Annotated in this window: 24 protein-coding genes and 1 pseudogene; 13 read left to right on the plus strand and 12 right to left on the minus strand. The window is 40.1% G+C overall.

Annotation, left to right across the window (positions count from 1 at the left end; genetic code table 11):
- Positions 1 to 391: 391 nt before the first annotated feature.
- Positions 392 to 1,672 (minus strand): 3-phosphoshikimate 1-carboxyvinyltransferase, encoded by a 1,281-nt coding sequence (gene aroA, locus V7K48_RS21560; RefSeq protein WP_335075240.1) that lies wholly within the window; start codon positions 1,670 to 1,672, stop codon positions 392 to 394.
- A gap of 208 nt (positions 1,673 to 1,880) precedes the next feature.
- On the opposite strand from aroA, the gene V7K48_RS21565 reads away from it, so the two are divergent.
- The gene (locus V7K48_RS21565; RefSeq protein WP_335075241.1) at positions 1,881 to 2,003 is read left to right on the plus strand and encodes a hypothetical protein; all 123 of its coding nucleotides are present in this window, start codon (positions 1,881 to 1,883) and stop codon (positions 2,001 to 2,003) included.
- Positions 2,004 to 2,345: 342 nt separating this feature from the next.
- On the plus strand, positions 2,346 to 2,471 hold the full coding sequence (locus V7K48_RS21570; protein WP_335075242.1) for a hypothetical protein: 126 nt from the start codon (positions 2,346 to 2,348) through the stop codon (positions 2,469 to 2,471).
- An 84-nt stretch (positions 2,472 to 2,555) separates the two neighbouring features.
- On the opposite strand, the gene V7K48_RS35115 is transcribed toward V7K48_RS21570, so the two are convergent.
- Positions 2,556 to 2,789 carry a hypothetical protein gene (locus V7K48_RS35115; RefSeq protein WP_442949456.1) on the minus strand — a complete coding sequence of 78 codons (234 nt, stop codon included), beginning with the start codon at positions 2,787 to 2,789 and terminating at the stop codon, positions 2,556 to 2,558.
- A gap of 157 nt (positions 2,790 to 2,946) precedes the next feature.
- On the opposite strand from V7K48_RS35115, the gene V7K48_RS21580 reads away from it, so the two are divergent.
- From V7K48_RS21580 to V7K48_RS21590, 3 genes are all read left to right on the plus strand, one after another.
- Positions 2,947 to 3,174: a hypothetical protein gene (locus V7K48_RS21580; protein ID WP_335075244.1), complete on the plus strand. Its 228-nt coding sequence runs from the start codon at positions 2,947 to 2,949 to the stop codon at positions 3,172 to 3,174.
- Positions 3,175 to 3,460: 286 nt separating this feature from the next.
- Positions 3,461 to 3,766: a hypothetical protein gene (locus V7K48_RS21585; RefSeq protein WP_334977138.1), complete on the plus strand. Its 306-nt coding sequence runs from the start codon at positions 3,461 to 3,463 to the stop codon at positions 3,764 to 3,766.
- 1,121 nt (positions 3,767 to 4,887) lie between these two features.
- A complete protein-coding gene (locus V7K48_RS21590) occupies positions 4,888 to 7,110 on the plus strand; it encodes an FdhF/YdeP family oxidoreductase (RefSeq protein WP_335075245.1) in 2,223 nt (740 codons plus the stop codon).
- Positions 7,111 to 7,311: 201 nt separating this feature from the next.
- Here the strand turns inward: V7K48_RS21590 and V7K48_RS21595 are convergent, their stop codons facing one another.
- Positions 7,312 to 7,761 carry an orange carotenoid protein N-terminal domain-containing protein gene (locus tag V7K48_RS21595; protein ID WP_335075246.1) on the minus strand — a complete coding sequence of 150 codons (450 nt, stop codon included), beginning with the start codon at positions 7,759 to 7,761 and terminating at the stop codon, positions 7,312 to 7,314.
- Positions 7,762 to 8,315: 554 nt separating this feature from the next.
- On the opposite strand from V7K48_RS21595, the gene V7K48_RS21600 reads away from it, so the two are divergent.
- Genes V7K48_RS21600 through V7K48_RS21610 form a run of 3 tightly spaced genes read left to right on the plus strand, consistent with a single transcriptional unit; the run spans position 8,316 to position 9,700 of the window.
- Positions 8,316 to 9,047 carry a Uma2 family endonuclease gene (locus V7K48_RS21600; protein WP_335075247.1) on the plus strand — a complete coding sequence of 244 codons (732 nt, stop codon included), beginning with the start codon at positions 8,316 to 8,318 and terminating at the stop codon, positions 9,045 to 9,047.
- A 25-nt stretch (positions 9,048 to 9,072) separates the two neighbouring features.
- Positions 9,073 to 9,411, plus strand: coding sequence for a type II toxin-antitoxin system RelE/ParE family toxin (locus tag V7K48_RS21605; protein ID WP_335075248.1), 339 nt, complete (start codon positions 9,073 to 9,075; stop codon positions 9,409 to 9,411).
- Positions 9,404 to 9,700 (plus strand): helix-turn-helix domain-containing transcriptional regulator, encoded by a 297-nt coding sequence (locus V7K48_RS21610; RefSeq protein ID WP_335075397.1) that lies wholly within the window; start codon positions 9,404 to 9,406, stop codon positions 9,698 to 9,700. Before V7K48_RS21605 ends, V7K48_RS21610 begins: the two co-directional genes overlap by 8 nt.
- Before the next feature lie 374 nt (positions 9,701 to 10,074).
- Here the strand turns inward: V7K48_RS21610 and V7K48_RS21615 are convergent, their stop codons facing one another.
- The 3 genes from V7K48_RS21615 to V7K48_RS21625 all read right to left on the minus strand — a co-directional run bounded on the left by V7K48_RS21615 (position 10,075) and on the right by V7K48_RS21625 (position 12,271).
- The gene (locus V7K48_RS21615) at positions 10,075 to 10,548 is read right to left on the minus strand and encodes a GUN4 domain-containing protein (RefSeq protein WP_335075399.1); all 474 of its coding nucleotides are present in this window, start codon (positions 10,546 to 10,548) and stop codon (positions 10,075 to 10,077) included.
- Positions 10,549 to 10,566: 18 nt separating this feature from the next.
- Positions 10,567 to 10,995: a toll/interleukin-1 receptor domain-containing protein gene (locus tag V7K48_RS21620; RefSeq protein ID WP_335075249.1), complete on the minus strand. Its 429-nt coding sequence runs from the start codon at positions 10,993 to 10,995 to the stop codon at positions 10,567 to 10,569.
- Between the two features lie 94 nt (positions 10,996 to 11,089).
- Positions 11,090 to 12,271, minus strand: a complete 1,182-nt coding sequence (locus V7K48_RS21625; protein WP_335075250.1) for a serine hydrolase domain-containing protein — start codon at positions 12,269 to 12,271, stop codon at positions 11,090 to 11,092.
- A 143-nt stretch (positions 12,272 to 12,414) separates the two neighbouring features.
- Here V7K48_RS21625 and fdhD point away from each other — a divergent pair, with 143 nt between their 5' ends.
- On the plus strand, positions 12,415 to 13,254 hold the full coding sequence (gene fdhD / locus V7K48_RS21630) for a formate dehydrogenase accessory sulfurtransferase FdhD (protein WP_335075251.1): 840 nt from the start codon (positions 12,415 to 12,417) through the stop codon (positions 13,252 to 13,254).
- Between the two features lie 282 nt (positions 13,255 to 13,536).
- Here the strand turns inward: fdhD and V7K48_RS21635 are convergent, their stop codons facing one another.
- From V7K48_RS21635 to V7K48_RS21645, 3 genes are all read right to left on the minus strand, one after another.
- On the minus strand, positions 13,537 to 14,142 hold the full coding sequence (locus V7K48_RS21635; protein ID WP_335075252.1) for a CDP-alcohol phosphatidyltransferase family protein: 606 nt from the start codon (positions 14,140 to 14,142) through the stop codon (positions 13,537 to 13,539).
- A 159-nt stretch (positions 14,143 to 14,301) separates the two neighbouring features.
- Positions 14,302 to 14,493, minus strand: a complete 192-nt coding sequence (locus V7K48_RS21640; RefSeq protein WP_335075253.1) for a hypothetical protein — start codon at positions 14,491 to 14,493, stop codon at positions 14,302 to 14,304.
- Between the two features lie 214 nt (positions 14,494 to 14,707).
- Positions 14,708 to 15,316, minus strand: a complete 609-nt coding sequence (locus tag V7K48_RS21645; protein WP_335075254.1) for a TetR/AcrR family transcriptional regulator — start codon at positions 15,314 to 15,316, stop codon at positions 14,708 to 14,710.
- A gap of 443 nt (positions 15,317 to 15,759) precedes the next feature.
- On the opposite strand from V7K48_RS21645, the gene V7K48_RS21650 reads away from it, so the two are divergent.
- A complete protein-coding gene (locus V7K48_RS21650; RefSeq protein WP_335075255.1) occupies positions 15,760 to 16,518 on the plus strand; it encodes a glycosyltransferase in 759 nt (252 codons plus the stop codon).
- A 57-nt stretch (positions 16,519 to 16,575) separates the two neighbouring features.
- Positions 16,576 to 17,496 carry a calcium-binding protein gene (locus V7K48_RS21655; RefSeq protein WP_335075256.1) on the plus strand — a complete coding sequence of 307 codons (921 nt, stop codon included), beginning with the start codon at positions 16,576 to 16,578 and terminating at the stop codon, positions 17,494 to 17,496.
- 59 nt (positions 17,497 to 17,555) lie between these two features.
- On the opposite strand, the gene V7K48_RS21660 is transcribed toward V7K48_RS21655, so the two are convergent.
- The 3 genes and pseudogenes from V7K48_RS21660 to V7K48_RS21670 all read right to left on the minus strand — a co-directional run bounded on the left by V7K48_RS21660 (position 17,556) and on the right by V7K48_RS21670 (position 18,924).
- A complete protein-coding gene (locus tag V7K48_RS21660) occupies positions 17,556 to 18,059 on the minus strand; it encodes a GNAT family N-acetyltransferase (RefSeq protein ID WP_335075257.1) in 504 nt (167 codons plus the stop codon).
- A gap of 103 nt (positions 18,060 to 18,162) precedes the next feature.
- A pseudogene (locus V7K48_RS21665) lies at positions 18,163 to 18,732 on the minus strand (DJ-1/PfpI family protein); the annotation flags it as partial.
- Positions 18,733 to 18,744: 12 nt separating this feature from the next.
- Positions 18,745 to 18,924, minus strand: a complete 180-nt coding sequence (locus V7K48_RS21670; RefSeq protein ID WP_335075258.1) for a hypothetical protein — start codon at positions 18,922 to 18,924, stop codon at positions 18,745 to 18,747.
- A 501-nt stretch (positions 18,925 to 19,425) separates the two neighbouring features.
- Between V7K48_RS21670 and V7K48_RS21675 the strand changes: the two genes are divergently transcribed.
- Both V7K48_RS21675 and V7K48_RS21680 read left to right on the plus strand, forming a co-directional pair.
- Positions 19,426 to 19,905: a protein tyrosine phosphatase family protein gene (locus tag V7K48_RS21675; RefSeq protein ID WP_335075259.1), complete on the plus strand. Its 480-nt coding sequence runs from the start codon at positions 19,426 to 19,428 to the stop codon at positions 19,903 to 19,905.
- A gap of 311 nt (positions 19,906 to 20,216) precedes the next feature.
- On the plus strand, positions 20,217 to 21,983 hold the full coding sequence (locus tag V7K48_RS21680) for an AIPR family protein (protein ID WP_335075260.1): 1,767 nt from the start codon (positions 20,217 to 20,219) through the stop codon (positions 21,981 to 21,983).
- Positions 21,984 to 22,021: the final 38 nt, after the last annotated feature.

Raw genomic sequence — 22,021 nt, forward strand, 5'->3', positions numbered from 1 at the left:
GATTGAATATGCTGCCATTTCTTAATAATCTTCTTTTTTACATCTTTTAAGTTTATGACTTTTGTGGCAGTTTTGATATCAAATTGCTGTAAATTATCCTATTTTAAAATTATCAGTTTAAGTAAACTTTAATTAGAGGTAAAATCAAATCGAATTTAAATTATTAATCAAAGACTTAGCAGATAACTAAGATATTTATCTTAAAAGTTTTAGAGTGATTGTTACGCATACAGTTTCAGGAGTCTTAGCCTATCCTTGAAGATTGGTAGCGCTGCTTTGAAAGGTAAAAAGAGTTAGTGTGTTAGTCTACGGCATAACACAACGCCAGTTGCTACAACGGAGCGAACCTCCGCAACGCACTGGCTCCCCTACGAAAATACTGGTCAATCTTTTATTGTTCTAACATTTGGAAGAATCGGGCAAAGTAATCTGGAAAAGTCTTCGCTGTACAGCCAGGATCTTTAATTACAATTCCTGGAACCTTCAAGCCAGTGACAGCAAAAGCCATTGCCATTCGATGATCATGATAGGTTTCAATCGCCGCCGGGGTAATTGGGCTAGGCTCAATTTTCAGTCTATCTGCAAATTCTTCAACCTTAACTCCCAGACGACGCAATTCTGTGACAACAGCTCGAATTCGATCGGTTTCTTTATATCGAATATGTTCCACATTGCGGATGGTAACAGGTGAACTGGCAAAAGGCGCGATCACTGCTAATGTTTGCACCAAATCTGAAATATCATTCATATCAATGTCGATGCCTTGCAATTGCTTCGGCCCCGTTACTTCGGTGTAATCATCCGAATCCTTAATTTGGCAACCCATCTGTTCTAAAACATTCAGCCATAGAATATCACCCTGACACGATTGTTTGGTCAAATGTTTGACGCGCACCCGTCCACCCGTGACGGCGGCGGCGGCAAAAAAGTAAGAAGCATTTGACGCATCAGGTTCTACTGTGTAATGTCGAGCTTGGTAACGTTGACCTGCTTTGATCTGAAATTGATTATCGCCGATTTGAATCACCTCCACGCCAAAATCTGCCATCAGACGACAGGTCATTTTGACGTAAGATTGAGAAACTAGTGTCCCTTCAACCACAATGCTAGTATCTTGTTGAGCATAAGGCGCAATCATCAGCAATGCCGAAAGTTGCTGACTTGTTTGGTTAGCTTTCAAACGAAAATTTCCGCCAGCGAATTGCCGACTATAGAGAGTGTAGGGCATAAACCCGGAGTTTCCCTCAAAGTTAACGGTTGCTCCACCCGTTTGTAGCACCGTCAGCATGTCACCCATCGGTCGTTCTCGCATCCGGGGAACACCATCTAGGCGATATTCACCGTTACCCAATGCCACCAACGCCGAGATAAACCGTGCTGCTGTGCCTGCCAAACCCACAAATAAATCTGCTTGTTTAGCTGGAATGTCGCCTCCTCTTCCCGCCACTTCGATCTGTGCCTGATCAGGATTCAAAGTAATGGGAATGCCCAATTGCTCTAAGCATTTGGCAAAATATTCGCTGTCTTCACTAAATAAGGCATTTTCTAAAATGGAGTCACCTTGCGCCAAAGCAGCGACAAGCAAGGCTCGATTGGTAAGACTTTTAGAACCGGGAATTTCTACCGTGGCATCCACTGGCCGATTTAAAGCAGGAATTGCAATGGTATCCACGTTAAACCTCTATGTGGGCGGTCAGCTACAACTTTATATATTGCCATATTGTGACCAAAAGGGGCAGGGGAGGCAGGGGGAGAAGAATTATTGATTATTCACCCATGCCCCATGCCCAATAGTTCGTAGTTGAATGGAAAATCTGACTCTGCTTTTGAGAATACTTGATTTATTCACCTGATTAATCTACAACCCAGGCATTATCAATATGAAATGGAGTAAAGCATCTTTATATTTTGTTGGCATTCGCAGGTTCAGCGTTCGCGTTGGCGGAGCCTCTGACAGAGAAGCGTCTCGTAGAGAAACTCACCGTTGGCGTAGCCTCTCGTAGAGAAGGTATCGCACTCACTTAGTATATTGCTTAAAGGGTTACTGAGATGTGAAAAACGCTCGGACGCTATCTAACTTAGGACTTACGCAGTGAAAACCTGAAAGCTAGATCCCCCCTAACCCCCCTTTTTAAGGGGGGGATCTGAAAAGCCCCCTTAAAAAGGGGGTTGGGGGATCTCTTTTGCGTAAGTCCTATAACTGATGAAATCGTTGCCAATATCCCGGAAACTCCTTCTGGGTTAAAGCTGGGGGAAGAACGGAGAAAAGTTACGGTTCTGGTGTCTATTTAAGAGAATTCTCAGCTATTTCCAAACAATTTCCATCTGAAGAAGTAGTAAATATTTTGAATCTTTATCTGGGAGCAATGACAGATGTGATTAACCACTATAAAGGCACAATTAATGAGTTTATGGGTAATGGCATTTTTGTGATATTTGGTGTGCCAATTAATCGTAAAAATGATTCTTAACGAGCGATCGCCTTTGCTATTGCTATACAATTGGCAATGCAGAAAATAAATTTATCAATCCGTGAAATAGGAATTGTAATTAATCTAGGCCAGTCCGTAGCCGGAAATGTTGGTTCTCAAAAACACACTCAATATACAGTTATTGGCAGTGATGTTAATTTGGCTACCTGAATAGAGTCTTATCCAGTGGAAGGAAATAATTTTAATTTCCGAAAATATCTGGAAAAATGCCAATATTGACCTCCCAATTGCTGGACAAATACAAATATGACCGAAGGGAATGAAGCACCCTGTGACAATTTGTGAAATTCGTAGCATTGGTGGTCAATATAATTTATTCTTGCCTAAAGATAATAAAAAAATAGTCATTCTCAATCAAGAAGCACCTATAAAATATACCATTTTGTAGGGAAAACATGTAGTGAAAACAGTATTTCTAGGAGCATTGATTAGCCTGTCATAAAAAGGGGCACAATTGCAATCACCACATTTTTTAGAACTATTGATTAATCTCAAACTCAAGTTATTGATTGAACCAGGACTGGCTATAGAAGAACACATCTATGCCAAGGTGAGCCAACAATCTAATGTTGACGAGCATCTTTTTCTGCTTCAGTTTATAGCTATTTCTCTAAAAATCATGTCTGACGACAAGCTGCTAGATATCTACACAATTCTTAATGCACTCCGTCAGCTTGGGTGAGATTAGAGCATCAATTTTGAAATCATAACTAAGGGAGGTATATGTAAATACGGTCAACCGAAAAGTAGGTAGTCTAGCTTTTTTTAAAACAGTAGCAATTGTTGCTGATACAAGCAGGCGATCGCGGTAAGATTTTGGACTTAAGCCTGATCTAACTCCAATAACTCATAACTCTCAACGAATAATTAATAATTCGTAATTTATGCTATATAGCAACTCACTTGGGTTCTGGAGTTCAAAATATGATTTCTTCTAAAACTGAGATTCAATTACACCCAAAGGACAAATGACAAACATAAACAACTTTCAAAGATTAGTAGAACTTGCAAATGATTATGGAATTATTTGTGAGCCAACACCAGAAGAATGTTTGATTGCATCCTTACCTGGAGACGATGATTTTTTATTAGCTTTTACTTGGTCTGGTACAGTTGAGGGAGAGCCGCCAGAGCATGAATTAATCGCAATTAGTGTACAGGATATAGTCAAAGAAGTTACCGTTGCAGCTTGGCAAATTCCTTTTTATTTATTCGGAAACGTTTTAAGGCAAGCTCAGATGCTTGTCGCTGCCCACAAAGATTTTGTTAGCTAAGAGACAAGCTTTAGCTAAAAACTATATCCCTGTCTACTTTGGCAGGGATTTTTATTTGGCTACTGTTGTAGTGTTAAGTCCATAATCTAAATTTCATATATGTTAACAATTTTCTGACATCTCCTAAAAAATTCAATATAGTGCATTAATTAATATTAACTAGCTTTTACCAGACCATGAGCTATCCAGATTTTTCTCCACTAGGCTATTAAGTCATTAGCGAACTAGGACGGAATCGAGAAGGGGGGAAGGATTAGATGGTTGGTATCAAACCTCAATACAAGTCAACAGATGGTGGTGAAGCAGTTCTGTTTTACTCAATTTGGTTCTAATTAGTCAGCTTTCACAGCACATGAGCGAGAGATTCAAGTGCTACAGGGACTTAATCACCCTGGTATTCCTAAATATTTGGGTGGGTTTGAAACATCTGATGGTTTTTGTTTGAGTCAACTTAAGCTCAAACATTCTATTTATCCTCGTTTTAGATTCCCCAACCCCCTTAAAAAGGGGGCACTCGATTCTAGCCCCCCCCAATTTATCGGGGGTTAGGGGGGATCTAAAATTTAGGTGGTACATCGAAGAATTTTCACTCTTCTTATTATACTAGGCTTTGATGTTAAGTTGACACGTATGAACATGTTGTGCCCCTATCCGTGTACTTCATTTACCTGCAATACGCTGTATGACTCGGCTCATCAGTTGTCACCATATCAAACGCTGTAACTCAAAAAATTAGAGCTGTAGTAACTACAACTTCTTCTGTAGTTAATAACCTTCCTGGTGTGATAAGTAATGCTTAAGTTGTAGTTACTCCGCCTGAAACAGTAATTATCAATACTCAAGGTGTTATAACTAATGCTTAAGTTGTAATTACTACAGCTTAAGCAGTTGTTATCAATGCTGAAGCTGTGGTTAATAACGTTCCTAGTGCTACAAGTAAGGCTTAAGTTGTTGTTACTCCGGCTGAAGTTGTGGTTATAAACGTTCAAGTTGTCGTTAAGACACAAAAAAATAATCCTCCCAGTTTTCATCTGCTTTGTCTAGATTTTTAACCGCCTGCTACTCATTTGCTACTCAAAACGGTAGCCTGGAATAATCCAGCAACTCACACACATTGCATCATGTTACCTAAACCCAAAAAACACTGGACACCTCAGCACTGGGCAAGTTGGAAGCCTTTTGGCATTGGCGAACAGTATCCCAACAATTATTGGGAGGTCTTTCGGGCAATCTGGCTATCTCGTAACAAACTACCTTATGCGTGGAATATTCTCGATAAAGGTGTCTGCGATGGTTGTGCTCTCGGAACAACCGGGATGAAAGATTGGACTTTAGACGGCATCCATCTCTGCAATGTTCGGTTGCGGCTGTTGCGGATGAATACTATGCCAGCTTTTGACCCTGTGCTATTAACAGATGTCTCGCAGTTAAAAAAGCAAAAAAGTGCCCAGTTACGCGACTTGGGACGGCTTCCTTACCCGATGATCCGTCAACGAGGGGAAAAAGGCTTTCGTCGTGTTAGCTGGGATGAAGCTTTAGGGATAATTAGCGATCGCATCCGTGCTACCACACCAGACCGCCTCAGTTTCTATATTACCAGTCGCGGTACTGTCAACGAAACTTATTATGCTACCCAAAAAGCTGTGCGGGCAATGGGAAGCAATAATATTGATAACGCTGCTCGCATTTGCCATTCTCCTAGTACGGCGGGATTGAAAGCTGCTATCGGTGCAGGGGCTACTACCTGTTCATATAAAGACTGGATTGGTACTGATTTATTAGTCTTCATTGGCTCCAACGTTGCCAATAATCAGCCTGTTACTGTCAAATATCTCCATAATGCCAAGAAAGCTGGCACAAAAATTGTAGTCATTAATACTTACCGTGAGCCAGGAATGGAGCGCTACTGGGTGCCCTCAATTGTGGAAAGTGCCCTTTTCGGTACAAAATTTGCCGAAGACTTCTTCTTAATTAACATGGGCGGGGATATAGCATTTTTGAATGGCACAATTAAACATATAATTGCTAACAACTGGATAGACCAGTCATTTATAAATTTGTACACAGATGGCTTTGCCGAACTTAAAGCATCGTTAGAAAGCCAATCTTGGGAAGAATTAGAACGGCTTTCTGGCACATCCCGCGAGGAAATGTACGCCTTTGCCAAAATGGTCAAAGAAGCTAATAAAGCCGTATTTGTTTGGAGTATGGGCATTACCCAGCATGAATGCGGTGAAGATAATGTGCGAAGTATCATCAACTTAGCTCTCACCAAAGGTTTTGTCGGTCGGGAAGGCTGCGGTTTAATGCCAATTCGCGGTCACTCTGGGGTGCAGGGTGGTGCAGAGATGGGATGTTACGCGACAGTATTTCCTGGTGGTAAACCTATCACCCCAGAAAATGCTGCCCAATTGAGTCAACATTGGGGCTTTGAAGTGCCAGCAAGTAAAGGTTTAATTGCTCCAGAAATGATTAACGCCGCCCATCAGGGGCAATTAGATGTGTTGTTCTCTGTGGGAGGGAACTTCCTAGAAGTACTGCCAGAACCGGATTATGTGGAAGCTGCGCTGAAGCAAATACCGTTGCGGGTACATATGGATATTGTTCTCTCTAGCCAAATGTTGGTGGAACCTGCTGATACTGTCGTGCTTTTACCTGCGACGACTCGCTACGAAATACCAGGGGGAGTCACAGAAACTAACACCGAACGCCGGGTAATTTTCAGTCCAGAAATACCGGGGCCGCGCATTGGGGAAACGCGTCCAGAGTGGGAAGTCTTTCTCGAATTGGCAAGGCGCGTGCAACCAAATTTGGCAGATAAGCTGACTTTTGCTGATACAGCTGCTATACGTCAAGAAATTGCTCAAGTCGTCCCCCTATATGCAGGTATTCAACACTTACAGCAGGCTGGTGACCAGTTTCAGTATGGCGGGTCACATTTGTGCTTTGGTTGGAATTTCCCGACAGCGGATGGGAAGGCACACTTTGGGGTATTATTGCCACGCCAAAGAGAATTACCAGAAGGCTATTTCTTAGTAGCAACGCGCCGAGGCAAACAATTTAATAGTATGGTGCAAGAACGCAAGGATGCAATTACTGGGGCAATGCGAGAGGCGGTACTAATGAATCCTGCTGATGCCGCCCAGTTGGGTTTAAAAGATAGCGATCGCGTCATTCTTAAGAATGATTTAGGCGAGTTGTTCTGTCAAGTCTATATTGCGCCAATTCAGTCAGGAAACTTGCAAGTACATTGGCCAGAAGGGAATGTGCTATTAAATAAAAGTAAGCGATCGCTTGAAGGAGTTCCTGATTATAATGCGATCGTGCAGTTAGAAAAAATCTGAATCAAGTTTCACTCTTCCAATTTTAACACTCCCAACAGCATATCCATTAATTTGCATCAAGACTACCGCAAAGATGAGCATCTCTGCGGTAGTTTGAAGTTAACGACTATAAAAGTAGAGCAAAAACAGCCAAGTATAGCTTAATTTACTACTTTCAGTTATCCCCAATTCTAGAAAGCTATTGAGAGTTCTTGGATTTGACTAACCCATTGCTTGCACCGCAGTCAACATGAAATTAATCCGCTGCTCAAAGTCTAGATTTTTGATCAATGCAACAAATTCATCGGTTTCAGCAGGTGGTTGATATTCGGATGGTACTGGAATGATGGTTCCATTCTCCATTCCTTGTGCCAGCATCAGCCAAACGTCTAATCTGGAATTGGCACTTAGAGCATTATAGGCTTGACTAATATTGTTAGCTGCACCATTAATAATGTCGCGTTGTGCTTGCAGTTGCTCTTCATGAGACAAGTCCAGGAATTGGTCAAACACTGCTTTAGCAGGAACTTCTATCCTTTCAGGAGGTGCCGGCTGTAGCTGCTCTTTAAGATCCAAGTAACCGAACCAAAGTAGGCCTAGCTGAGTATCTACATCAAAGCCTTTAAAAACTTCTAAAGCTGGTTTTGTTTTTTCATCAGCTGTGTAAGTCATAATAAACTCCAACTAAATTAAGACTATTTTGAATTTCCTGAGCTATTTACTGAAAAAACTTGCTTTCAGTACCTTCATATAAGTTAACAAAGGAATGAAGATGGATAATCCTACTTAGGGTATGAATAGGACTCACTACATAAGACAGATAGAGATAACTCAAATTGCTAGTTACAAAAATACCTGCTTCAATGTATATAAAAGCAAAGATAAAAGTTAATACTTTACAACAGTTTTCATGTATTTAAACCACATCTGTCTAGGGGCACAGCATTACTGTGTGCGTAGGGTGTAGTCTATTTATCTAAAAATAGCTGTAAGTAACATAACGTTTGTGAGTGTAAGGGTTTTGGTTATATCCAGACATGACGCCAACTTGAGAAGCTACTCTTCAAATGAGCCAAATCTCAGTGATAATGCCTAGAATTTAAAAGTAAGCGATCGCTTGAAGGTGTCCCTGATTATAATGCGATCGTGCGTCTGGAAAAACAAACCTAATATTACCGTCTTCCCCCTGCTACGCTCAACTTAATATCACCCCAAAACTTGCAGCCATGTCCACTGCCAAAGATTTTGAAACCCTAGAAGATGTTATATTTCCACCAGGGGATTTAGAAAGTAACGAACCACCATTGGAAACATACCTACATTTGCAGCAAATGCTGCTATTGATAAAATGCCTTGATTGGTGGTGGCGAGACCACAACAACTTTTTTGCTGCCGGCAATCTTAGCATTTATTACAGTCCACGGCAGCGTAAATCCCAAGACTTTCGGGGACCAGATTTCTTTGTCGTGTTGAATACTGAACGCAAACCCCGTGATAGTTGGGTTGTTTGGGAAGAAGACGGCAAATATCCAAACTTGATTATAGAACTGCTTTCAAAGTCAACCGCAGCGATTGACAAGGGCTTAAAAAAACAAATTTACCAAGATATTTTTCGTACTCCTGAATATTTCTGGTTTGACCCCAAGAATCTAGAATTTGCTGGGTTTATTTTGTTGGGTGGTACGTATCAACTTATAGAACCCAACCCACAAGGATTGTTGTGGAGTCAACAGTTAAGTTTGTACTTGGGCGTTCATGAAAATCAATTGCGTTATTTCAATGCGGAAGGAAATCTAATTCCCACACCTGAAGAAATTGCACAGTGGGAAGCAGAACACGCTGAACAACAAAGACAACGCGCCGAACAGGAAGCGCAACGTGCTGAACAAGAGAAACAACGCGCTGAACGTTTAGCAGTAAAGTTGCGAGAATTGGGTATTGACCCAAATACGATTTAAAGTATGTAGACTTGCTCTAAAAATCATGGAAGTACAACCAAGAGAGATTAAGAATTACCTCACAAATGATGGTATAAATACTTTCTCTGAGTGGTTTGATTCTTTGCGAGATAGAAGAGCAAAAGCTAAAATTAGAGCAAGGCTTGACCGAGTAGAAGCAGGTAATTTAGGTGATTGTAAATCAGTGGGAGATGGGGTTTTTGAACTGAGAATAGATTACGGTGCTGGCTACCGCGTCTACTTCGGACAAGAAGGGTCAGCAATTATTATTCTTTTGTGCGGTGGTGATAAAAGTACTCAAGAAAAAGATATTGATAAAGCAAAAGAATATTGGGAAGATTATAGGAGTAGAGATGATGCCTAAAAGTGCAAGCTATCACGAAAAACTGATTGAAGACCTCAAAGACCCATTAGAAGCAGCAGCTTATATCGAAATTGTTTTAGAAGAAGGCGACCCGAAAATGTTGAGTAAGGCGCTGAAAAATGTGATTGAGGCAAAAGGTGGAATTGATCAATTTTCTGTACAAGTTAAGCAAGTTTATGACAAACTCGAACAGATATTATTTGAGAAAGAAGAAATAGAATTTTATTGCCTGAATGTTTTGCTGGATGCATTAGGCTTGCATTTGGTAGTAACAGTTAAGCCAAGGTAATTGAATATTATGGCATCCAGCGTTTTTACAATTAGGGAAAACCTTGGAGGAGTGTGCAGCTAGATATCACCAGTTTTGTAAAAAATATCGACTAAAACCGAAGCCAGAAAAAAGGAACCATTGGGGAAGTGACTTTTTGCCATCTATGAAGAATAAGGGCAAAGGAAAGAAGTCACTAGGACAGATGAGTTGACCTTGGGACAAGCAAGCAGTAACAGAAAGTATTGAGGTACATAAAGTAGCGAAAAATTTATTGGCGCGAACGAGTTTAAGCCCCAGTGTCATGTATCGGAATTCTGAAATGCTGATTCTACTGTACAAAAGGGAGCTGCAATAAATGTTTACACAACTCAGAAACGCTTAAATCTTACAATCTACAAGTCTCGATGCGAGAGAAGAGACATCCCCAACCTCACTTTGGCAGCGGCGGGTAAATGTCCCGTAGGAGCGTTAGTTTCAAATGTTACTTTTGAGTAGCTAATCCAATAATAATTCTTCCTCCATCCGACTTTATCACCAAACTTATTCCAAGCTTCTTCGTCGTAGTATTTGCCGTCCATTTTACCGCCGACGCTCAAGTAAATTTTCTTTTGGACGCTGAAGCCAAATTTACCATTGCTGTATTTTACCCACAATTGGTCAATTGTGCGGAGGTCAGTGCAAGGAAAATTTAAGAGTTCATCTGTACTGAACCGTCCGCCGTCTTTCTTACCCACAGCCTGAATCATCACTAGATAAGTTTCTATGTCAGCTTCTTTCCAGTTGTGTGCTGCCAGTAAATCGCGCAGTCTGGTGTAATCGATGCCTTTTTCTGAGGCAAGGTCATCTGTCTTAATAGGTTTAGGGATTGTTTCTGATGGTTTAGGCTAAATTGTAGGTCTTGTTCCTGGCTTTAGCCCAGTGATGCCCCAAATCAACTGTCCCATCGGGTCAGGTTGCGGTGAACGAAAATCAACCCACATTAAACCTTGGAGAAATAGAGGAAGTTGTGGCTCTGTTGGAGCATCCGATAAAAGTACCGGAATAACTGGACATCTTCTATTCACAAAAGCTCGCAGAAACGCATTAATTTCTTGACTTTGCCAAGGGCCAAATCCTGAACCCCCTACAAAAACTGCTGCTGCTCCAATTTGGTTTATCTGCTGCTCTAATGAATCCTGCCAAGAAAAACCAGGGCGTAATTCCCAAATATCTAACCACAGTTCAATTTTGCGTTGCTTTAGTTGTTCCGCAACTTGGATGACCGCAGGCTTATCCTTACTGTTGTGGCAAAGAAAAACATCGAATTTTTCCATCAGTTACTCTTCCACACCTGCAATTACCGCCAACGCCTTCGCATACTTTTCCAAACCATCACTTTACGCTCTGTTGGGTCAGCTTCCCAAGACATTATTTATTCTCGACAACCTCTAGACCTGTCCTAGCTATTGATTTAATATCAACATTCTGATTGTTTAGCAGCACTATTATGGTGGTATTTTGATTGGGGAGATATGCAAGCAATGTTACGAAGCCATAGGCTGTACCACTATGCCCAATTGCTTTTGCCAAAGGAGATGAGAACCGTTCTACACCCAACCCATAGCTATAGCCTTCGCCATTATTTTTAAATTTCAACATTTCTTTGATCATGTTTGAGGAAAGTAAGGTTTTTTTGACAAATAACGCTTTGGCGAACTTGGCTAAATCCTCTGCTGTTGAAACCAATCCACCATCTCCTAAACCATTGCCATCATTGACTTTGGCGTAGCTATCTAGCTTACCATCCTTATTGCGATCGCCATAACCTGTAGCTACTTCTCCAATTGTCGGTTCGCGCAATTCCGTGAAGGTATGTTTTAATCCTAATGGTTTTAAAATCCGACTGCGGATTGCTTGTGCAAGAGTTCCCTTAGTTATATTTTCAACAATCAGTTCCAAAAGAATGTAGTTACAATCAGTATAAATAAATTTTTCTCCGGGATTTGCCTGCGGTTGTTCTTGGTACATATACCGAATAGCTTCTCTAGCTGTCCAAGGCTGTGAGCGACTTCTTTTTGCAGTAGCTTGAATAAATTCTTTTGTATCTAGGTATTCTGCAACACCACTGGTGTGGTTGAGCAGTTGACGAACTGTAATTTTATCGCTGTTGACAATATGAGGACTGATGTCTCTTGGTAAGTAGGTAGCGATCGCCCGATCTAATTCTATCTTCCCTTGCTCCACTAATTTCAGCACAACCACCGCCATAAAAGTTTTACTCATACTGGCAATGGCAAAGCCATCTGTGGGTTTCATCCGGGTTTTAGTTGATAAATTATTGACACCAGATGCTCCCAACCAAAAATCTTTAGGTGTACTAATATACATGACTGCACCAGGTATTTTCTGTTCTCTAACTATCTCATTTAAAAGTGTCTGTAGTTGAGAACTTTTTCCTCTGGTGGAGGTAGACGGCACTTGTTTAGCAAGAGACTTTTCAATTACTCTCAGACTAATGTTATTACCCACTACGTATCCTGCAAAACCAAGGGAAATTACAAAGACTATTGCAAATAAAATTTTACTGAAAGCCAAAAATTTTAGGTTCATTTTACTTCCTAAATAGAAACCTAGCCGATTTAGCTCAACAGCACAAAGTGGTTGGTGAGCATCAACCTGACATCTGATATACAAATAGCATCACTCTGTTTCCAGATTAGTATCAAAATTTCAATTCACCAACTCTCATAAATATGAAAATGCCAACTAAAAGCAAAACCAAAGCCACTGTTTGGGTAATGGAAAAAGGTCAAGTACGGACTCGTTTAGATCATCTCACTACTGAGGAACCTTTAGAAATTCGTCTTGCCCCTTTCCAGAAAACGGTAGCTGTAACAATGCGGACACCAGGGGCAGATTTTGAACTAGCTGCTGGTTTCCTCTACAGTGAAGGAGTCGTTAGCCGCAGGGAAGATATCCGACGGATTAGCTACTGCGTAGATGAATTAGTAGATGGTGAGCAGCGCCATAACATCGTAAATGTAGAACTGCGGGATGGGTTGATTCCAGACTTACAGCCTTTGGAGCGTCATTTCTACACTAGTAGCGCCTGTGGGGTGTGTGGTAAAGCTAGCCTTGAGGCTTTGCGTCTGCGGGGATGTCCAGTGATTCCTTCTGGCCCAACGGTAACACCTGAGATCATCTACAGCCTACCAGACAAGCTCCGGGCTGCTCAAGGTATCTTCACTGCTACAGGGGGTTTACACGCTGCGGCTACCTTCAATGCTCAAGGACAATTGTTAAATCTGCGGGAGGATGTTGGGCGACACAATGCTTTGGATAAATTGATTGGTACAGCTTTGCTCAGTGACGAGTTGCCTTTAAATAATTGTATTGTCCTGGTCAGCGGACGCTCTAGTTTTGAGATTTTGCAAAAGTCTACAACTGCTGGAGTTCCCATTGTCTGTTCTGTATCCGCTCCCAGTAGTTTGGCGGTGTCTGTCGCCAAAGAATTCGGGATTACCTTAATTGGATTCCTGCGCGGAGAACGGTTCAATGTTTACACTGGTTTACAAAGAATAAACGCTGCTTAAGCTTGGAGAGAGCGTCATTACGAATTACAAATTGTTAACAATGCCGGAGTTGGAGTTGTAATGCTGAAAAGCCTGTTTTATTAGCTCAAGACTAGCCCTTTCAAGGTGGGTGCAAATCTTAGTCCATAAATTCTTCTTTAACCTCTTTATCTCTGGTTCTCTGTGCCTCTGCTGTTAAATAAATTACTTTTAAACCGCAGAGGCACAGAGAGCGCTGAGAAAAACAATCTTATTTTATGAGTCACCTTGAAAGGGCTACTTTCTGCCTCATGCCCCATTATCCTAGTTTGATTCAGACTGCGGGAGTGCCAAAAATTGCCAAATTACCCATACAGCAAAGGTTGGTACCCCAATTGTCGCTGCCATTAGTAACGGCTCTAGTCCATCCAGTAAGGTAACTATGGGAAATAAATACAGCACGTCTTCAATGTCAAACCCGGCGAAATTTGGTTGATGGCTGGCGTCTTTACCCAAACGCTGTTCCATTTGGTTTCGCAAATGAAAGATGCAAGCAACAGACACGCCAGATACTATCCCCATAAGCAACGCCCACCAACCAAATTTTCCCTCCCTAAGACCATATCCAATACATACAAACAAAAGAATGTGGATGATGGCGTCACTAGCAAGGTCATACTGATGTCCCCATTTGCTGCTTTTCCCACTCAAACGAGCTAATTCACCGTCCGTGTGATCTAGAAAGTTGGATAAAGCAAACAATACTGCCCCAATGTTAGCCCACATGGCATCGCCAACTGCGATCGCTATGGCAGCAGCCAACCCTGTCACAAGTCGCACTGTGGTGAGATGATTGGGGTTTACCCAACTGTCTTTTAGAGGTCGAACTAGCCAGTAAGCAAGTTGAGCATCCCAAGGCTTTGTGATCATAGATGAACTTGATTTGATGTAGTCTTTGAATATCCATAACACTGAAAATTACCACATCTTTCTAAAGTTATAGATTTTTATTTAAGATGACTACAAATGGGCAGTCGGGAGCAAGAAGCATTCTTGTCCGCTCTGTAAAACTCTTCAATGATGAAATTTCTAGTTTTGAGAGCTGCTACATTGGTCAGCGATCGCTTTGAACTCGACAGCATCGTGACTACACAAGAGGCGCACACCGCTATTGCGATCGCCTAAAGATACCTTCAAAGAACTATCGACTCGCAAAACCTTACCACTGTATTGATTGAGATAAACATAGCTCTGACCATAGTCTACATCTTCTTGGGTCATCTGAAAGCAAACCATGAAGGCCTGTCGTAACTTACTGTTTGAGCCGCCCAATCAGGAGTACCGCCGAGAAGTGACTAATCAAACAACAACCGAATTGGGACAAGGCAATTGATCCAGCGATCGTTAAAGCTGTTGCTTCTTGAGTAGCTTTGGTAGCGAGTCGCGCAGAAATAACTTACCTTCACAGATCATAGCTTACGGCCGGATTGACAACTCAGAGGGGAGTGGCACTGATACCGCGCACAAAAATATCTACACAAGTTTCGATATAGTCCTCACAGCTATAGCTGCCTTGATTGAACTTTGCACTGCGGCATAGCATTCCAGCTAATAGCATTCCTGTAAACATATCGACTGCTGGAAATGGCTCAAGGTTTGCTCTGACGGTGCCTCGTCTCTGACTCGATTGCAGGTAAGCTACCAGTTTTTCCCCTAAAGGCTTGGCAGCTTCTTGAATCACTTGTTTAGCTGCCTCTGGATGACGTTTGGCTTCTCCAATGAAGGTACGAATTAAGTCTTCCTGTGCCTCTAGCATCGTATTGTAAAGATGGGCATAATATCTTAAATCAGTTTTTAGATCCTGCGTCCACGCTTCGGGGTGTGCAAGGGCTTCAGTCTGGAGTGCAAAGGCATTTTCGATTACTGCTCCCAGAAGTTGTTCTTTGCTAGCAAAGTGGCGAAATAAAGTCACCTCATTCACACCAGCAACACGAGCTATTTCACGGGTAGTTGCTCCTTGAACACCTAAACTGGCAAATACCTGCGAGGCGGCTTCTATCAAACGTGTACGGGTGAGAGTTGATGAACGGATGGTTTTATTCATTTATGCTGGCAAGTACTTACTTACATCATAGGTTATGTGGAAAAAGTGGTCGTAACTTGGGGAAAAATAATCTTGATACCAGCATTTTTAAAAAACTTTAAAATATAGAGTCATTTCCGATTCGCTTGCTTATTCGCATTTTAGTCTTTGTTACCAATGGGATTTCTCATCTATGACTTCTGTAAAACACTCCCTGTTGAACTAGTCACTCGGCTTTTTGTGTTCTAAGTTAAATTTTGCAATATAAATTTATAACTTCTCAAATGACCACAACTCAAGCTTAGGAACTTTTTATTTTTTGAGAGATAATTACTATGAGGTTTGGAGTGATTAAAATCAAATACTTCAGTAAGGTGTAAGTGTTAAAATCTAATTTCATTGTTTTTTCTTGCGTACCCACTCCGACTAAAACTTTTATAGCTAACAACTTTATGGTCTAGCTGATGACACTACCAATTTCCATTGTTATGACTGTCTATAACAGGGAACGTTACCTTAGTAAAGCAATTGAAAGTGTTTTAAGACAAACGAGGAGAAACTTTGAGCTATTAATTTGGGATGATGGTTCTACAGACTGCTCTGTAGAAATTGCTCATAGTTATGCCGCCAAAGATCAACGAGTCCGAGTATTATTAGGGGAACATTTAGGACAGGGGTGCGCCTTAAAAGCGGCATTTGCTGCGACTACTGGAGCTTACATTGGGCAGGTGGATAGTGATGACTTCATAGCACCAACAGCTCTTGATGAAACTGCTGCTGTCCTCGACACATATCCAGAAGTAGGTCTTGTGTACACCGACTACACTGTGATCGATGAAGAAGGCAGGATTAAAGGAGAAGGAAAACGTTGCCAAATTCCATACTCTAAAGACCGATTATTGGTTGACTTTATGATCTTTCATTTTCGATTAATCCGTCGCACTGTTTATGACCAAGTGGGCGGTATTGATCAGTCATTTGAATCTGTAGAAGATTATGACCTTTGTTTGCGGCTTTCTGAGGTCACGCAAGTAAAGCAAATTAAACATCCACTTTATTATTATCGTACCCACAACAATAGCTTGTCTCATCACAAGCAAATCGAGCAAATACTCTTAGCCCAAAAAGCCATCTCTTCTGCATTAAGCCGACGCCAGCTATCTGACCGCTTTGAAGTCAATGTGCAGCTTACTGGGAAATTTTCTTTGCAACATAAAAAGTAAATTCTCCATTTCACTACTGATTATTCAATTCAAAATTCAAATATATAAGGAAGTACAATGACAACTATCCCCTATGATTTTACCGTCAATAACTTGGAAGGCCCATTAATGGGAGAAACATTTACAGGTTTTTTCAGTTACGATGATGAATCTGAACCTGTAGGATTTGGATATGGTTCTGAGGAGTTCTTCTTAACAGATTTTAAATTGAATTTTAATGGTGTCACATATGGTTTAGATGATGTAACTACTAACTTTAGTAATGTTAAGCCAAAAGAAGCTTTCTGGGTAGGTAATGTTTCCCCAGAATGGGGTTCAGATAGTTTAGCTTTGATTACGGAAAACCCAGTAGGCATTGAATTTGGTTCATCAATTTTCTTACAAAGTCAACCCGAATTGACATATGGGAATGTCGGCAGCGGAGTCGGAGTGAATCAGGGGAAGGTAACATACACTTTAAAATATCCCATTAATTTAGTAGAAAAAACTATTAACGGCAGAGATGGCACAGATTTCCTTATTGGCAGCCCTGGTAATGATCAACTCAACGGGAAAAATGGCAATGATATACTCATAGGTCTAGCTGGCAATGACATTCTCAATGGCGGCAATAATTCCGACATTCTCATTGGGGTCAATCCCCTTTCTGTGAATCCTGGACGCAGTGAGATAGATATCTTAAATGGTGGTAGTGGTAGCGATAGATTTGTGTTGGGAGGTATCAATAATGTTTACTACGATAATGGTAATCCTAATACTCAAGGTCTGGGTGACTATGCCCTAATTAAGGATTTCGAGAGCGTAGATACTATCCAGCTCAAGGGTACGTCCAATGATTATCTCCTGAATAATACTTTTACTATAGGCTATAAGACTGGCACGGCTATATTTCTCAAAGACAATGTTAACGAATTGATTGGATTTGTGGAAGGCGTTACAGATTTAAATTTAAATAGTAGCAATTTCAGTTTTTTTTAATATAGCAGTCTGCTTTTCCTAAAATTACTGGATTTGGTCTGGGGAAAGGTTAAAGGTCATCAAATTGATTTTGGTACAGTAGCTAATGTTTTACTCATTTTAGTAACTGGGACAACCACTCCACTTCTTAAATAATGAGGTGCTCTTTCGATAGCAGTAAATCCCAGTCGTAAATAAAACCCTTCAGCATAAAGACTAGCAGTTGTAATTACCTTATCTATACCTTGCTTAGTTGCTTCATCGCAAAAATATTGAACTAAAGCACGTCCAATCCCTTTACCTTGATATTTAGGATGAACATACAACCCGATGAGTTCATCAACAATAAAACTAGCAAAACCGATAACAACATCTGCCTCGATCGCAACCCAGAAAGTTTCCACTTTCATCCTCTTCAAGATATTTGAACCATCAGGTTTATCGCGGTTATTACGCCAAGCTAAAAGTTCTTTTTTTGTGTAAAAAGTTGCAGGTAAAGCTTTGATAGCAGCAATATGAATTGCACTTAGCACCCACACATCTGTTTCTTGGGCAGGTCGAAGGGATATTTCCTTAGCGCTCATAGGTTTAGGGCTAGCATTCAGATTACATACCTATTTGAATTTTTGGTATGTTATAAGAAATTTTAGTTGCGTAGGCGTGGCCCGTCGTAGACATCGCAAGACATCAACTAGACAAATTCTCAACTGCTTTACTGGTATTAGCAGTTTGTAATTGAGTCACAACTCGCTGGACAATCTGCCGTCTGATTTCCTGAACATTTTGACTCGCAGCTGTAACGCGAGCAAGTACAGCCGCAGGGGCAGTTTGGGGAGAACCACTGTTAAAGGCTGGTTGAGGATTGTATTCAATCCTTAATTGAATTGCTTGAGCGCTCGCTTCCCCAAATAACTCAGCAGCTAGAGTCAGCCCAAAATCAATGCCAGCTGTCACACCGCCGCCTGTAATTCGATTGCGATCAATGACAACTCTTTGGGCAACTGTCTCAACTCCCAACATCTCAAGCAAATCCAACGATAGCCAATGAGTAGTGGCGCGATACCCCTGAAGTAAACCGGCCGCCGCCAGCAGCAGAGAACCAGTGCAGACAGCCGTAACGTAGCGGGCTTGTTTGCCTTGGGTTTTGAGAAAATCGAGAAACTTTTGATCTTCCATTTTAGCATTGATACCTGGGCCTCCTGGCACAAATAACACATTTAAGGCTGGGGCTTGAGCAAAGGTTGTGTCCGGTAGAAACGTAAGGCCGCGTTAGCGAAGCTTACCGAAGGTATCGCTCCGAATTGGTTCAAGTGTTTCTGCCAGCAGATATAATTGCACGTTTGGCAATCTGGCAAAAACTTCGTAAGGCCCCGTGAAATCTAACTGTGTCACATTTGGGAACAATACTATCCCAATGGATAGAGAAGAAACAAGTTCATTTACAGTCACTATTTATGTCCTCATTCAAAATACTCAAGATGCCGATGCTTAAAATAGCTTAAGCAAAATTCTAATGTATTTAGGACTTACGCACTAAAAACCTGACACCTCGATCCCCCCTAACCCCCCTTTTTAAGGGGGGGATCTGAAAAGCCCCCTTTTTAAGGGGGTTGGGGGATCTCTTCTGCGTAAATTTTAGTATTTATTTATACTATTTGCCCAAAATCTTGATCCAATTGCTTACCCAACTTGCTCAATGAAATATAAACACCTATAAACCTATCGACAAAACGTATAATAAATTTTAAAGTACGGTAAGTCTATCGGTAAAGTGTGTATTATGGGTAAAGCAATAAAATAACCAACTTCAAAAGACAAATTTTGAAGTAATCAGGCAATATCGTTTGATATTTAGCTAATTTTGCTGTGTTTACTTGAATATATTCTCAAAGCTTGCTTATCAGAGTATTTACTAAGCTGGAAGACATTAGAAAGTCAAAAGGAGTGAATGTGATCAACGCCATACAAATTAACGAAAACCTGACAACTACAGGACAAGTCATTCCAAAACAGCTTGAGCAAGCTATCCAAGAAGGTTTTAAATCCGTTCTAAATCTGCGATCGCCTGATGAACTAGGATTTTCTCAGGATGAGCAAAAAGTAGCAGAAGCATTGGGGCTGCATTATACGAATGTTCCACTCAAGGTGGATTTAAAAAATATGAATGAAGAGGTAATTACTAAAATCCTCACGATCCTAGAACAAATCCCTAAACCAGCAGTTGTGCATTGTGCAGCCGGGATGCGATCGACTGGAATTGCGCTCTTAAGTATCGCTATCCAGGAAGGATTAACACCAGAGGAAACCTTAGCAAGAGCTAAGAATCTGGGTTTTGGATTCTTTGAACACGCTGGCGTTAGTCCCCGGCTGAAGCAATTATTTGTAGACTACGTTAACAAACATGCGAAAGTAGCCGTGCCTAGTTACTGAAAAATCTGTACTCAGCTAACAATAACGTAAGTTTGATAAACCTCTCCCTGCCTTGAACTTTCGTTCAAGTCTGTCCCTCTCCGAGTCGGAGAGGGACGGTTTTGCGTAGTAAAACCTCTTAGAGGTTTCTTTTAGTCAGGTACCATTCGCGCAACTCAGCAGTGGATGAGCCAACGTACAAAGTCAAGGCGATCGCATAATACCTGGTAGTTAAAAGCTTTTAGTTGAAGGGTGTGAGGGATGCGATCACTGTTTTTAGGATATCTAACCATATCTTTGTTAGAGTATTAAATAATTTGGATAAAATAGGTATGACTAACTATTCTGTCAATTTACCATTGTTCTTAGAATCATATGTTGAATTTATGCAACATATTGAAGGCTTATATACGAAGCTTTCAAATCCTGCAAAAGGAGCTGAGTTTGCCGAATTTACAAAAGATATTTTAAGTACGCAGGAAAAATTTTTAGGATTCAAGCCTGAGCTTAACACTAAACAAACCCATGATGAAGGAGTTGACGTTTTTTGGTTTGACCCAGAAACAAACAAACAAAAAGTTTATTGTCAATGCAAATTGCATATTCGCGGCAAAGATGATTTAGATAACATAATAGGAAAATTTTCGAGCTATGAGCAATCTCATTTTCCAACTAACAAAGATACAAAACAATTAAGTATTTTTGATTTGTCAGAAGCTAATCAAATAGGTAATTCTGAATCTAAAGCAAGCGTTATTTATTGTATAGCAACCCTTTCAATTACTAAAAATATACTAGAATTATATAAAAGCTCAGGTAGACCATCGGTTAACTTTTATCAAAACTTAGCTGATTCTAATCGAATTGAAATAATTGATGGTCAATTATTATATAAACTTTTTTTAGAAGCATATAGAAAAGAATATGCAATTCCCCAAAGAGTTCTATTTAAGGTTTATGAAAAATTTGTAAATTATAATAATGTATACATGAGAATTATAAGTGCAGAAGATTTAATAAAAATTTATAGTGAATGTGGCCAAGGAATTTTCTTTGAAAATGTTAGAGATTTTTTAGGTTTGGATGCCCGTAATTCAGCTTTAGATATTAATAATGAAATTTTTAAAACAGCTAGCAACGAACCAGAGAAAATGCTAGAAAGAAATAATGGAATTACATTCAAAGCTAGTTATCTAGAATACAAAGATGGCAATTTAATTTTAGAAAATGCTGGAATTATAAATGGTTGCCAGACAACAATGTGCATTGTTGAAGCTCAACCTTCAGGAGATTGTTTTGTTCCTGTTAAAATTGTTATTGCTGATTTAGAAAATTCATCGAAAGTAGCTAAAACAGCTAATACACAAAATAAAATTGAAAAAATTAACTTGGAATTATCTGAGTATCTTAGACCTCAATTAGTAAAAATGAGTCTTGCTGAAATTGGAGTAAAAATTAATGAACATGAAACTTCAACATCTGTTCCATCAATTGCATCTGCAATATGCTACAATCGTGTTTTTTACTCAGATTTGAGATATTTATTTATTGGTTTATTTAGTTATATACCTCGCAACATTTTTATATCAGATTATGCTTCTATCAAGTTTGATGAGCTTGCTAATGCTTATCCTTCATTGGATGATAAAAAATCTTTAGTAAGTATAATTGGTAATATTTTAACGGCAGCTAATAAAGTTTTTGATAAACTTAAAGAGGAGTACCCTTCCGAAGCTAATCTTCAAGACTCTAAAGGTAAAATTGGACAAATCTTTAATAGATTTTATGTGGATGAAAAAGGATATAAACCTTATCTAATCGTGCTTTCTATGTGTTGTTTGCTAAATATTCATGACGAAAAGCAATTTAAGGAGCAAAGTGTTAAAGCATTTGTTGATCAAATTAATAATATTATTGAAAGCAGAGAATCAGATTTTGAAGAAGCATTAAAAAAATCATTTAAAGCCGTAGCAATAAGCGTTATAAGTAGATGTACAGGTAAAGATAGAGACCTTGATCAAGAAATAAGACAAAAGTTATTTACATATTTAAAAACTACTGAGTTTTCTAGTTTTTATTTAACTTATGGAGCCTTATAAAATTTGTTTTATTACAAGTCAATTCAAAGATATTGAGA

Source organism: Nostoc sp. (assembly GCF_036919615.1).
In the GTDB taxonomy this organism is placed as follows: domain Bacteria; phylum Cyanobacteriota; class Cyanobacteriia; order Cyanobacteriales; family Nostocaceae; genus Nostoc.

Excerpts from the sequence above, each read along its gene's own strand:
- V7K48_RS21590 (WP_335075245.1), top strand. The coding sequence starts at position 4,888 with ATGTTACCTAAACCCAAAAAACACTGGACACCTCAGCACTGGGCAAGT.
- V7K48_RS21585 (WP_334977138.1), top strand. The coding sequence starts at position 3,461 with ATGACAAACATAAACAACTTTCAAAGATTAGTAGAACTTGCAAATGAT.
- V7K48_RS21680 (WP_335075260.1), top strand. The coding sequence starts at position 20,217 with ATGACTAACTATTCTGTCAATTTACCATTGTTCTTAGAATCATATGTT.
- V7K48_RS21620 (WP_335075249.1), bottom strand. The coding sequence starts at position 10,995 with ATGGAAAAATTCGATGTTTTTCTTTGCCACAACAGTAAGGATAAGCCT.
- V7K48_RS35115 (WP_442949456.1), bottom strand. The coding sequence starts at position 2,789 with ATGCTACGAATTTCACAAATTGTCACAGGGTGCTTCATTCCCTTCGGT.
- V7K48_RS21605 (WP_335075248.1), top strand. The coding sequence starts at position 9,073 with ATGGAAGTACAACCAAGAGAGATTAAGAATTACCTCACAAATGATGGT.
- fdhD (WP_335075251.1), top strand. The coding sequence starts at position 12,415 with ATGAAAATGCCAACTAAAAGCAAAACCAAAGCCACTGTTTGGGTAATG.
- V7K48_RS21600 (WP_335075247.1), top strand. The coding sequence starts at position 8,316 with ATGTCCACTGCCAAAGATTTTGAAACCCTAGAAGATGTTATATTTCCA.
- V7K48_RS21645 (WP_335075254.1), bottom strand. The coding sequence starts at position 15,316 with ATGAATAAAACCATCCGTTCATCAACTCTCACCCGTACACGTTTGATA.
- V7K48_RS21660 (WP_335075257.1), bottom strand. The coding sequence starts at position 18,059 with ATGAGCGCTAAGGAAATATCCCTTCGACCTGCCCAAGAAACAGATGTG.
- V7K48_RS21635 (WP_335075252.1), bottom strand. The coding sequence starts at position 14,142 with ATGATCACAAAGCCTTGGGATGCTCAACTTGCTTACTGGCTAGTTCGA.
- V7K48_RS21565 (WP_335075241.1), top strand. The coding sequence starts at position 1,881 with ATGAAATGGAGTAAAGCATCTTTATATTTTGTTGGCATTCGCAGGTTC.
- V7K48_RS21595 (WP_335075246.1), bottom strand. The coding sequence starts at position 7,761 with ATGACTTACACAGCTGATGAAAAAACAAAACCAGCTTTAGAAGTTTTT.
- V7K48_RS21655 (WP_335075256.1), top strand. The coding sequence starts at position 16,576 with ATGACAACTATCCCCTATGATTTTACCGTCAATAACTTGGAAGGCCCA.
- V7K48_RS21610 (WP_335075397.1), top strand. The coding sequence starts at position 9,404 with ATGCCTAAAAGTGCAAGCTATCACGAAAAACTGATTGAAGACCTCAAA.
- V7K48_RS21650 (WP_335075255.1), top strand. The coding sequence starts at position 15,760 with ATGACACTACCAATTTCCATTGTTATGACTGTCTATAACAGGGAACGT.
- V7K48_RS21625 (WP_335075250.1), bottom strand. The coding sequence starts at position 12,271 with ATGAACCTAAAATTTTTGGCTTTCAGTAAAATTTTATTTGCAATAGTC.
- V7K48_RS21640 (WP_335075253.1), bottom strand. The coding sequence starts at position 14,493 with ATGACCCAAGAAGATGTAGACTATGGTCAGAGCTATGTTTATCTCAAT.